The organism is Caballeronia mineralivorans PML1(12) (genome assembly GCF_001028175.1).
In the GTDB taxonomy this organism is placed as follows: Bacteria; Pseudomonadota; Gammaproteobacteria; order Burkholderiales; family Burkholderiaceae; genus Caballeronia; species Caballeronia mineralivorans.
Map to the genome: position 1 here is coordinate 16,835 of NZ_AEJF01000019.1, position 10,335 is coordinate 27,169.

The following is a 10,335-nucleotide window of genomic DNA, read 5'->3' on the forward strand; positions in this document are numbered from 1 at the left end:
AGGTCGACATTCATAGGAGACCCACGCCGGATGACGGCTCGCGTCTCCGAAGCAGACTTCCCGGGACGGATCGTAAGCGACCGTTCATGGCCGCGTGCCGCCCGACGCGGCGGGCGGATGTCGACCCAATCCCGCCGATCGATACACCTAAATCCCAATGACCGCTTCCGAAGTACAACGGACTCTTCGGCCATCGAGCAGGCCGACGCTCATAAAGGCGAAGCAGTCAACCACAGTAGCCTTCGGGGACGGCTAATAGGTGAAACGAAACCGCCATTGTGAATCGTGCCAGAGAGTCGCAATCACCAGCCTTTCAATGTGACGAGACAAACTTTGACTCTGGAAACGCCGGTGGCAGCGCGAAGCTCTCGCGAAGGCGTTTCGTCTCTGCGGCAGGAGTTAGGCCAAAGAGTCGCTTGAATTCCCGATTGAATTGAGACGGGCTGGCATAGCCGACAGCATGACATGCCGCCTCAGCAGTCATGCCTTGGCGCACCATCAGCAAGCGAGCCTGATGTAATCGAGTGGACTTCACGTATTGCATCGGTGAGGTACTCGTGATGGCCTTGAAGTGGCTGTGGAACGTAGGTACGCTCATCCCGGCCTGGTTTGCCAATTCTGGAAGGTCTAGCGGCTCTGCATAGGTCGCGTGGATACGCTCCAGCGCTCTGCCAATCTTGCCGAATTGCCCTTGCATCGCTAAAGCCGCACGCATTGTGTTGCCTTGACCGCCGGTAAGTACACGGAAATACAATTCGCGTACCAGGCCCGGGCCTAGAATTGCGGCATCAAGTGGCTGGTTCATTGCCTCCAGCAAGCGTAGTACAGACGTTCGCATCACTGCATCCATCGGACTGGACATCATGGTCTGCGGCACGTTGCCCGACGATGGTAAGCCATGATGATCCATCTGAATCATGAGCTCGGCCGCCACCTGAAAGTCCAGATGCATGTATAGGGCCAGTAGCGGACACTCGGGCGTCGCGTCGGTCTCCATCGTGAAGGGGACCGGCACCGCAACAGCGAGATAGTGCTGCTCGTCATACACATAGACCCGGTCACCAAAATAGCCCCGCTTTCTACCCTGGCAGACGATCACGATGCCGGGATCGTATAGCACCGGCGTGCGAGACAACGCCCGGTCCGAACGCAGGATACGCACATCGCGCAACGCAGTCAGGTTGTAGCCTTCCTGCGGAGCCAGCGCAGTCAGCAAGGCCACCATCCGGCGCTGTTCACATGCGCTGGCAGAGGAAACACGTTGGTCAATGCTTTCCTTGCGAGCCGCGTTGCACATAGAAATAGGCAATAAAGACAGAGAATTGGGTCTGATTTGAAGGGGTTATTCAGAATAACATGCAACCCTCCAAACCAGTCTAGGAGTGTTTGCAATGCCATCAACCAAAACCATGCTTATCACGGGCGTCAGTAGCGGCTTCGGACGCGCATTGGCTGAAGAAGCGCTCGCCGCAGGGTATCGGGTCGTCGGCACGGTACGAAGCGAGCAGGCAAAACAGAGCTTTGAATCGCTTAACTCTGCAAGCGCATTCGGTCGAGTACTTGACGTTACTGACTTTGATTCAATCGAAGATGTCGTCAACGGAATTGAGGCAAGCGTCGGGCCACTGGACGTGCTGGTGAACAACGCCGGTTACGGTCACGAGGGCGTCATGGAAGAGTCACCGCTTGCTGACATGCGTCGGCAATTCGACGTGAACGTGTTCGGTGCTGTTGCCGTCATGAAAAGTGTGTTGCCGTATATGCGCGAGCGAAGACGCGGACATATTCTCAACATCACATCAATGGGCGGCTTTATCACCATGCCAGGAATCGCCTTCTACTGCGGCAGTAAATTTGCATTGGAGGGAATCTCCGAGGTCCTAAGTAAAGAAGTCAGGCCGTTCGGCATCCGCGTTACCGCAGTTGCACCAGGGTCCTTTCGTACCGAGTGGGCCGGTCGTTCGATGGTTCGAACGCCGCGCTCGATCCCGGACTACGATTCCCTGTTCGATCCGATTAGAAAAGGACGGGAAGAGAAAAGCGGCAGGCAACTCGGGGATCCTGTGAAAGCTGCACGTGCCATGTTGTCCGTTATCGAAAGCGACGAGCCGCCATCGCATCTTCTGCTAGGAAGTGATGCACTCGGTTTGGTCCGGGAAAAGCTCTCGTCACTCAGTGCAGAATTTGACGCGTGGGAAGGTGTTACTAGATCGACGGACGGATGAGTGCGCGTAGCGCCCATACTTGGGAACGGTCTGAAGCAGCTCATTAGCAATAAACAGCGTTGGATGAATCGGAGGAAATCCGAAGCGGGCTTCTGCTTTGCACGCCGTGCTATCGCGACAAACGGGCCTTTTTCTTCCGGTGACGCTAGCCGGTCGCTCGGCGGTGGACTGTCCGATGGCAGCTTCAGCCGACGAGCGAGCGCTCGTCATTGACAGTCGGATGGCCGGTTGCGGGGGCGGAGCCGACGCCTGAACGTCTTACCGACGACGCATTTGAATGGCGGGTTGTGGCCGAACCCGGTCCCACGACGAACTGCTGTAGCCGACCCACGGCCCTTCGACTCGATGCGAGCGCTATGGCAGCTTCCAAACTGGAACTGCCAGGGGGTTGACTCAGGCGATGACCTTCTGCTCCCCGGTAGCCTGCTCGCGCATGCGACGGGCTTCGTCGCGCAGGAACTGCTGGTAATCGTCCAAATCGCCGTCGAAGGGCTCGACGCCACCCTTGGTGACGAGCCAGAACTCGTCACATACCGCGCGCAGCAGGGACCGGTCGTGACTGACCAGCATCACTGTGCCTTCGAATTCGTTGAGTGCCATGCCTAGCGCTTCGCGTGTGGCCAGGTCGAGGTGGTTGGTAGGCTCGTCGAGCAGCAGCAGGTTAGGACGCTGCCACACAATCATGCACAACACGAGCCGCGCCTTTTCGCCGCCGCTCATCGTGCCGACCGCCTGATGGACCATGTCGCCACTGAAGTTGAAGGTGCCGAGGTAGGTGCGAAGCGATTGTTCGGTGCCACTCTGGCCGGGGGCACGCATGTGCGCCGGCGTGTCCTTGGCAAGGCGGATCATGTGTTCCATCGGCGTGTCGAGAGGACGCAGCACGTCGAGTTCCTGCTGTGCGAAGTAGCCGATGTTCAGGCCTTTGCCTTCGCTGATTTCGCCGGCAATCGGCGCCAGCTCGTGCGCCACCGTCTTCACCAGCGTGGACTTGCCTTGGCCGTTGGCACCGAGAATGCCGATGCGCTGCCCGGCCAGCACGGATCGGTTGATGCCCCGCACGATGACCGTCGGCGGCGTGCCCGGCGGTGTGCCGGTCGGCGCCGGGTAGCCGAAGCTCGCGTCCAGCATCGACAACAGCGGGTTCGGGACGTTGAGCGGCTCCTTGAACTCGAAGGTGAACTCTGCGTCGGCAAGCACTGGTGCGATCTTCTCCATGCGTTCGAGCGCCTTGACCCGGCTCTGCGCCTGCTTCGCCTTCGAGGCCGTGGCCTTGAAACGGTCGATGAATTTCTGCAGGTGGGCGATCTTGTCCACCTGCTTGGCCATCGCGGCCTGCTGCAACACCAGTTGCTCAGCGCGCATGTCTTCGAACTTGCTGTAGTTGCTGCCGTAACGCACGAGCTTGGCGTTGTCGACGTGCACCGTCACCTGCGTCACCGCGTCAAGGAATTCGCGATCGTGGCTGATCACTACCATGGTTCCTTGATAGCGCTTGAGCCACGCTTCCAGCCAGACCAGCGCGTCGAGGTCGAGGTGATTGGTCGGCTCGTCGAGCAACAGCAAATCGGACGGGCACATGAGCGCGCGCGCCAGCTGCAGTCGCATGCGCCAGCCGCCGGAGAAACTGTTGACCGGCTGGCTGAGCTGCGCAGCACTGAAGCCAAGGCCCAGGATGAGCGCTTGGGCACGTGCGGGGGCATCATGTGCACCGGCGTCGTGCAGGGCCATGTAGGCGTGCGCCATGCGCATGCCATCGTCGCTGGCCTCAGCGGCGGCTACTTCAGCCTGCGCTGCCAGCATTACGGTGTCACCCTCGATGACGAACTCGGTCGCACTCTGCTCGGTCTCCGGCATCTCCTGCGCGACCTGGCCCATCTTCCATGCAGCGGGAATCGAGAACTCGCCGCCATCTTCGTGCAGCGTGCCGTTGAGAAGGCCGAAGAAGGACGATTTGCCGGCGCCATTGCGGCCGACAAGGCCAATCTTTTCGCCGGGGGTGAAGGTGACGGACGCGCGGTCGAGTACGATATTGACGCCGCGGCGCAGCGTGACATTACGGACGGAAATCATAAGCAGCTACTTCGGAGAGGATAGGCATGATAGCCGACCGGACGTACAGGGCTGTCTCTTTTCTGGCCGCACGAGTGAAGAGCCGCTTGCGCTTTGCGGCGCCCACCGGCCACAAAGCAAGGCGGGTACTGGCGCACCGGGCGTTCCGGCTGCGGGGCCAGGAACAGACGGTGAGTGACGGCTGCTGGCCGAACCCGGTCTGCCGCTGATTGAGCGGAGTCGCCCGCCGTTCATCGGCCTGGGTGTCGGGCAGAAGTCGACCCGAACGCGACGTACGCTCCGGCTGACTGAAAGGCCGGTTTTCGCGTGACTACGGTCGCTCAAACAATCTGATCGCCCATGTCACAGACCCGTACCAGTCAGCACATATCCATCAATTCGATAATGCTTGAAATATCGAATTGAATGGTCTATCGTTCCGGCCATGGACTCAAATCTCGTTGTACGCGCCCTGAGCGCGCTCGCCCATGAATCGCGACTTGCGATTTTCCGCGTGCTGGTCGTCGCCGGACCGGACGGCATGGCTGCTGGTGAAATCGCGAAGCAGCTCGGGCTTCCCCCTTCAAGCCTGTCCTTTCACCTCAAGGATCTGTCCCATGCGGACCTAGTGAAGCCTCGGCAAGAAAGCCGCTTCATCATCTACACCGCGAATTTCGACGCGATGACTGGCCTGATCGGCTTCCTGACGGAAAACTGCTGTGCCGGCGCGACTTGTGCCGCAAGCGATCTTCCCAACTGCTGCGGAGATACACCATGAAGCGCATGCACATCCATGTCGCGGTCGAAGACCTCAACGATAGCATTCGGTTCTATCGCGCCATGTTCGGAAACATGGAACCTACGGTTCTCAAGAGCGATTACTGCAAATGGGAGCTGAGCGATCCGGCCGTCAATTTCGCGATTTCGCAGCGCGGCGCGAAACCGGGTGTCGATCACATCGGCATCCAGGTTGAAACCGACGCGGAGCTGGAAGAGATGAATGCGCGCTTCATTGCGGCAAAGCTGCGGGTACAGGAGCAGACGGAGACAACCTGTTGTTACGCCAAGTCGGATAAGGCGTGGACGATCGATCCGCAGGGCGTCGCGTGGGAGACGTTCAGAACCCTCGAAGCTGCACCGGTCTACGGCGAATCCCGCGATCGAGCGCGAGAACACGCGCAATTAACGACTGCATGCTGCGCGCCGGCTGAATCCATCGTGACGATCCGGAGCACCGCGTGAGCGATAAACCTTACTCAATTCTGATTCTCTGCACGGGCAACAGCTCGCGCAGCATCATGGCCGAGGCGCTTTTCAACGTCTTGGGAAAAGGGAAGTTTCGGGCGTATAGCGCCGGTAGCCATCCCGCCGGCGCGGTCAATCCGTTTGCCATTGAACGATGCGAAGCGCTCGGCTACGACACGTCGGGGCTGCGTAGCAAGAGCTGGGATGAGTTCGCAACGCCTGACGCTCCACACATGGATTTTGTGATCACGGTCTGCGACCAAGCGGCGGGCGAAGTCTGCCCGATCTGGCCGGGCAAACCGATGACAGCGCATTGGGGTTTTGAAGATCCGGCCGCGTTCGAGGGCAGCGATGAAGACAAGCGCAAGGTATTCGCCAAGGTATATCGACAAATCATGAGCCGCGTGAGCCAGTTCGTGAACCTGCCGCTCCATGTGCTTGACAGCAGCGCGATTCAGCACGAAATGCGCGCCATCGGTGAGAGGCCTGCAGAGGAATCAAATGAGCAGCACTGACACGGCGGTTGGCGCCGCGCGCCCGGCAATCGGATTTTTCGAACGCTACCTGACAGTCTGGGTCGCACTTTGCATCGTGGGCGGCATCCTGCTCGGGCAGGTGCTTCCCCAGCTCTTCCAGGCGATCGGCCGCATGGAAGTGGCACAGGTCAATCTCCCGGTCGGCGTGCTCATCTGGGTGATGATCATTCCGATGCTGGTCAAGATTGATTTTGCCGCGATGACTCAGGTGAAGAGTCAGTGGCGCGGCATTGGCGTCACGCTATTTGTGAACTGGTTCGTCAAACCGTTCTCAATGGCATTGCTCGGCTGGATCTTCATCCGCCATGTGTTCGCGCCGTGGCTCCCGGCCGATCAGCTCGACAGCTACATAGCCGGCTTGATCCTGCTGGCAGCAGCCCCTTGCACAGCAATGGTGTTCGTCTGGTCGCAGCTCTGCAAGGGCGATCCGTATTTCACGTTATCGCAAGTGGCGCTGAACGACTCCATCATGATCGTGGCCTTCGCACCACTCGTCGCCTTGTTGCTTGGTTTGTCGGCCATCACGGTACCGTGGGATACGCTGATTATTTCGGTCGGCCTCTACATCATCATCCCGGTCATCCTCGCTCAGCTGCTGCGCCGAATGCTGATGGTGAAGGGCGAGACGCATTTTCGGAAGATCGTCGCACACCTCGGCCCCTATTCGATCTGCGCGCTGCTCACGACGTTGGTGCTGCTCTTCGCCTTCCAAGGGCAGGCGATCATCAAGGAACCACTCGTTATTGCGATGCTCGCAGTGCCGATCCTCATTCAGGTGTTTTTCAATTCCGGCCTCGCCTACTTGTTGAATCGCCGGCTCGGTGTCGCACACTGCGTTGCGGGACCGTCCAGTCTGATCGGTGCAAGCAATTTCTTCGAGCTCGCGGTGGCCACGGCAATCAGCTTGTTCGGCTTTCACTCCGGCGCGGCGCTGGCCACCGTGGTCGGCGTGCTGATCGAGGTGCCGGTGATGCTGCTGGTCGTCGGCGTCGTCAATCGCTCGCAGCACTGGTACGAAGCAAAACACAGCATCAAAGGACAACGGGTATGAACGTCACGATCTATCACAACCCGGATTGCGGCACGTCGCGCAACACGCTGGCCATGATCCGCAACGCGGGCATCGAGCCAGAGATCATCGAATACCTGAAAACCCCGCCGAGCAGGACCACGCTTAAGGATTTGATCGCCCGCGCCGGTCTCACGGTACGCGCGGTGTTGCGTGAAAAGGGGACGCCTTACGCCGATCTAGGTCTAGGCGATCCATCACTAAGCGATGAGCAATTGCTCGACGCGATGCTGGAACATCCGATCCTCATCAATCGCCCGCTTGTCGTCACACCGCTTGGCGTGCGCCTGTGCCGGCCCTCCGAAGTCGTTCTCGACATCCTGCCCGCAGCGCAAAAAGGTGCGTTTGCCAAGGAGGACGGCGAACCGGTCATCGATGGCGAAGGACGCAGAGTCCGCGAATGACACAAGACCTACCCAACATCAGCACGCCGCACCTCGACACGCCGGATCTGCGCAAACTCGAACCGCGCGCGGTTTCGCAACATGCGCCACGGATCCTGCTGCTCTACGGTTCGTTGCGCCCCACGTCATACAGCCAGCTTCTGACGCTGGAAGCCGAACGCATCCTGCGCCATTTCGGAGCCGAAACGCGGGTCTTCGATCCGCACGGCCTGCCGGTGACCGACAGCGTCGCTGCCGATCATCCGAAGGTGGCCGAACTGCGCACACTGTCGGAGTGGTCGGAAGGACAGGTATGGTGCAGCCCGGAGCGTCACGGCACGCTAACGGCCGTCTTTAAGAATCAGATCGACTGGCTACCGCTTGAAAGCGGCGGCGTCCGTCCAACACAAGGACGCACGCTCGCGGTGATGCAGGTGTGCGGCGGATCGCAGTCGTTCAATGCGGTCAATGCGTTGCGCGTGCTCGGCCGCTGGATGCGCATGGTGACCATTCCGAACCAGTCGTCGGTGGCGAAGGCCTGGCAGGAATTCGATGCCGACGGCCGGATGAAACCATCGGCTTATTACGATCGCGTCGTCGACGTGATGGAAGAGCTGTACAAATTCACGCTACTCGTGCGCGATCGCTCGGACTACTTGACCGACCGTTACAGCGAGCGCAAGGAAGCGCATCCGGAGCTTGCCACGACGCTGGCGGCCGCCGCGATGAACCAGGAGGTGGTGAGCGTCAATGCCGATACCGATGACAGCGAGACGGAGTGACGGCTCGCGCGGCGCTATCGCTACATGGGCGCTCGCAGCCGCGCAACTCGTGTCGTGGGGCTCGATCTACTACGCGTTCTCCCTGTTTGTCGTGCCGATGGAAAGTGCGCTGGGTTGGAGCCGGACCGCCACGAACGCAGCGCTCTCGATCGGTCTGCTGATCTCGGGACTCGCGGCCTATCCCATCGGAACCTGGATCGATCGCGGCCACGGCCGGCGCGTCATGGTCTGCGGGTCGATTCTCGCTGCAGCGATGTTGGCGCTATGGTCGCAGGCTCATAGCCTCGCGATCCTGTTCGTCGTCTGGGCCGGTCTTGGTGTCGCGATGGCTGCCACGCTTTACGATCCGGTCTTCGCGGTGGTCACACGCGATTTCCCTGACGGCTTTCGCACCAAAATCACGCTGATCACTCTGGTGGCCGGTTTTGCCAGTACGGTATTCATCCCGCTGACCCAGGGCCTCATCGAATGGTTCGGTTGGCGCGGCGCATTGCTCGTGCTGGCCGCGTTCAATCTGGCGATCTGCCTGCCACTGCACGTTTTCGCCATCGGCCGAGATGCTCCGCGTGATAACGAATCAAATTACAAGGCGACGCAGAAAGCTGTCAATGCAGCGGCCACGCAGCGCGCACTGCGTACGCCAACATTTTGGGCACTCGCAGTGTGCTTCACGGCCTACTACGCGACATTCGCCGCGCTCACGTTCCATCTCGTACCTCTGATGACGGAGCGGCGCGTGTCGCCGGCACTGATCCTGACCACGATGGCTATTATCGGACCGGCACAGGTTCTGGCGCGCGTGCTGTGGTTCACAATAGGCCGCAACGTGCGGCCGTCAATCGTGGGTATCGTGATTACGACCGCCTTCCCGGCTTCGGTCATCGTTCTCATGTGCGCCGGGACGTCGCCGGCGTTACTTATCCTGTTTGCGATCGTCTACGGCGGCGCCAACGGCATGATGACGATCCTGCGCGGGACGATCGTGCAGGACGTGATGTGGACAGAGGGCTATGGAGCCGTGAGCGGACTACTCTCGATGCCCTCGAATATTGCCAAGGGCATTGCGCCGATTTCCGCCGCTGCGATGTGGACGGTCGGCGGAAACTATCTCCCGGTCGAATGGACCGTGTTGCTGGTGTCGCTGGTTTCAGCCGTTGCGTTCATCCTGGCGACACGTCTCGCCTCCGAGGAAAAGCTCGGCGGCCGCCAAGTCAATTTCGAGTGAGCATGCTGCCATGCAGATACGAATAGCCGATGAGGCCGACCTGAGCGCGATCCAAAGCCTTTTACGCGCGAATGACTTGCCTGTAGCAGATATCTCAAAGGCGCTCATTGCAGGATTTCTGGTTGCAGAAGGTGCAAGCGCATCGGTTATCGGCATCGGCGGACTTGAACAGCTCGGCTCTAGCGTGCTGTTGAGATCACTGGCTGTTGCACCGGAGGCACGCGGAATAGGAATCGCACGTGCACTGGTCGCACGCCTCGAAGACAACGCACGCTCATGCGGGCGACAGGATGTTTGGCTACTGACAACGACGGCGGAGCGATTTTTCGAGCGAGCCGGTTACGTGCGGGTGAACCGCGAAGACGTCCCCGGCGAAGTGCGGTTATGCAGGCAATTCGCGGCGCTGTGTCCGTCGACAGCCTCCTGCATGCGAAAGCGGCTGCGCACGGCATCCTCGGCACCCATCGCCGAGCGGCCGGTGTCAAACTGATTTCCGACGCTCGACGCCCGTTCGTCACCGGCTCTTGCGGCCGAACCCGGTCCGACGTTGAGTTGGCGAAGCGGGCCGCCATTGATCGATCCGCGTCGGGCAAAAATCGACCCTATATAAACGTTCGACCTCCCGACCGCCGCCGTCCGCTTCCTAGTGTGGAATGGACATTCGGGAATCAGCTTGAAGAGCTGTAACTAGACCTCTTCGGACCGTTGCAGTTCGCGCGTAGGGGGCAACTATCACCATGACGTGCAAGTTCGCTCTCGCGACCTCTTGCAGTGCTCCCCGCTCCAAGCGGAGTGCCGTCAAGAAACGGACCTTTTCG

At 59.9% G+C, this 10,335-nt stretch carries 11 protein-coding genes; 9 read left to right on the plus strand and 2 right to left on the minus strand.

Annotated elements, in window-relative coordinates:
• Window positions 1-313: 313 nt before the first annotated feature.
• A complete protein-coding gene (locus EOS_RS02955) occupies window positions 314-1,225 on the minus strand; it encodes an AraC family transcriptional regulator (RefSeq protein ID WP_047845117.1) in 912 nt (303 codons plus the stop codon).
• Window positions 1,226-1,391: 166 nt separating this feature from the next.
• Between EOS_RS02955 and EOS_RS02960 the strand changes: the two genes are divergently transcribed.
• Window positions 1,392-2,225 carry an oxidoreductase gene (locus tag EOS_RS02960; protein ID WP_047845118.1) on the plus strand — a complete coding sequence of 278 codons (834 nt, stop codon included), beginning with the start codon at window positions 1,392-1,394 and terminating at the stop codon, window positions 2,223-2,225.
• 393 nt (window positions 2,226-2,618) lie between these two features.
• Here EOS_RS02960 and EOS_RS02965 read toward each other — a convergent pair whose 3' ends face one another.
• A complete protein-coding gene (locus tag EOS_RS02965) occupies window positions 2,619-4,298 on the minus strand; it encodes an ABC-F family ATP-binding cassette domain-containing protein (RefSeq protein ID WP_047845119.1) in 1,680 nt (559 codons plus the stop codon).
• A gap of 424 nt (window positions 4,299-4,722) precedes the next feature.
• Between EOS_RS02965 and EOS_RS02970 the strand changes: the two genes are divergently transcribed.
• From EOS_RS02970 to arsN2, 8 genes are read left to right on the plus strand one after another with little or no spacing between them, the layout of a single operon-like run.
• Complete coding sequence (locus EOS_RS02970; protein WP_047845120.1) at window positions 4,723-5,055, plus strand: ArsR/SmtB family transcription factor; 333 nt, start codon at window positions 4,723-4,725, stop codon at window positions 5,053-5,055.
• Window positions 5,052-5,519, plus strand: a complete 468-nt coding sequence (locus EOS_RS02975) for an ArsI/CadI family heavy metal resistance metalloenzyme (protein WP_047845121.1) — start codon at window positions 5,052-5,054, stop codon at window positions 5,517-5,519. Before EOS_RS02970 ends, EOS_RS02975 begins: the two co-directional genes overlap by 4 nt.
• Window positions 5,516-6,037 carry an arsenate reductase ArsC gene (locus tag EOS_RS02980; RefSeq protein WP_047845122.1) on the plus strand — a complete coding sequence of 174 codons (522 nt, stop codon included), beginning with the start codon at window positions 5,516-5,518 and terminating at the stop codon, window positions 6,035-6,037. Before EOS_RS02975 ends, EOS_RS02980 begins: the two co-directional genes overlap by 4 nt.
• Window positions 6,024-7,109 carry an ACR3 family arsenite efflux transporter gene (gene arsB, locus EOS_RS02985; RefSeq protein ID WP_047845123.1) on the plus strand — a complete coding sequence of 362 codons (1,086 nt, stop codon included), beginning with the start codon at window positions 6,024-6,026 and terminating at the stop codon, window positions 7,107-7,109. Before EOS_RS02980 ends, arsB begins: the two co-directional genes overlap by 14 nt.
• Complete coding sequence (arsC, locus tag EOS_RS02990) at window positions 7,106-7,531, plus strand: arsenate reductase (glutaredoxin) (RefSeq protein ID WP_047845124.1); 426 nt, start codon at window positions 7,106-7,108, stop codon at window positions 7,529-7,531. The genes arsB and arsC overlap by 4 nt, the downstream gene beginning before the upstream one ends.
• Complete coding sequence (arsH, locus tag EOS_RS02995) at window positions 7,528-8,292, plus strand: arsenical resistance protein ArsH (protein ID WP_047845129.1); 765 nt, start codon at window positions 7,528-7,530, stop codon at window positions 8,290-8,292. Before arsC ends, arsH begins: the two co-directional genes overlap by 4 nt.
• Window positions 8,261-9,517: an MFS transporter gene (locus EOS_RS03000; RefSeq protein WP_047845125.1), complete on the plus strand. Its 1,257-nt coding sequence runs from the start codon at window positions 8,261-8,263 to the stop codon at window positions 9,515-9,517. The genes arsH and EOS_RS03000 overlap by 32 nt, the downstream gene beginning before the upstream one ends.
• Before the next feature lie 10 nt (window positions 9,518-9,527).
• Window positions 9,528-10,007 (plus strand): arsenic resistance N-acetyltransferase ArsN2, encoded by a 480-nt coding sequence (gene arsN2 / locus EOS_RS03005; protein WP_047845126.1) that lies wholly within the window; start codon window positions 9,528-9,530, stop codon window positions 10,005-10,007.
• Window positions 10,008-10,335: the final 328 nt, after the last annotated feature.

Coding starts and splice junctions, on each gene's coding strand:
- EOS_RS02955 (WP_047845117.1), bottom strand. CDS start 1,225: ATGGTGGCCTTGCTGACTGCGCTGGCTCCGCAGGAAGGCTACAACCTG.
- EOS_RS02960 (WP_047845118.1), top strand. CDS start 1,392: ATGCCATCAACCAAAACCATGCTTATCACGGGCGTCAGTAGCGGCTTC.
- EOS_RS02965 (WP_047845119.1), bottom strand. CDS start 4,298: ATGATTTCCGTCCGTAATGTCACGCTGCGCCGCGGCGTCAATATCGTA.
- EOS_RS02970 (WP_047845120.1), top strand. CDS start 4,723: ATGGACTCAAATCTCGTTGTACGCGCCCTGAGCGCGCTCGCCCATGAA.
- EOS_RS02975 (WP_047845121.1), top strand. CDS start 5,052: ATGAAGCGCATGCACATCCATGTCGCGGTCGAAGACCTCAACGATAGC.
- arsB (WP_047845123.1), top strand. CDS start 6,024: ATGAGCAGCACTGACACGGCGGTTGGCGCCGCGCGCCCGGCAATCGGA.
- arsC (WP_047845124.1), top strand. CDS start 7,106: ATGAACGTCACGATCTATCACAACCCGGATTGCGGCACGTCGCGCAAC.
- arsH (WP_047845129.1), top strand. CDS start 7,528: ATGACACAAGACCTACCCAACATCAGCACGCCGCACCTCGACACGCCG.
- EOS_RS03000 (WP_047845125.1), top strand. CDS start 8,261: ATGCCGATACCGATGACAGCGAGACGGAGTGACGGCTCGCGCGGCGCT.
- arsN2 (WP_047845126.1), top strand. CDS start 9,528: ATGCAGATACGAATAGCCGATGAGGCCGACCTGAGCGCGATCCAAAGC.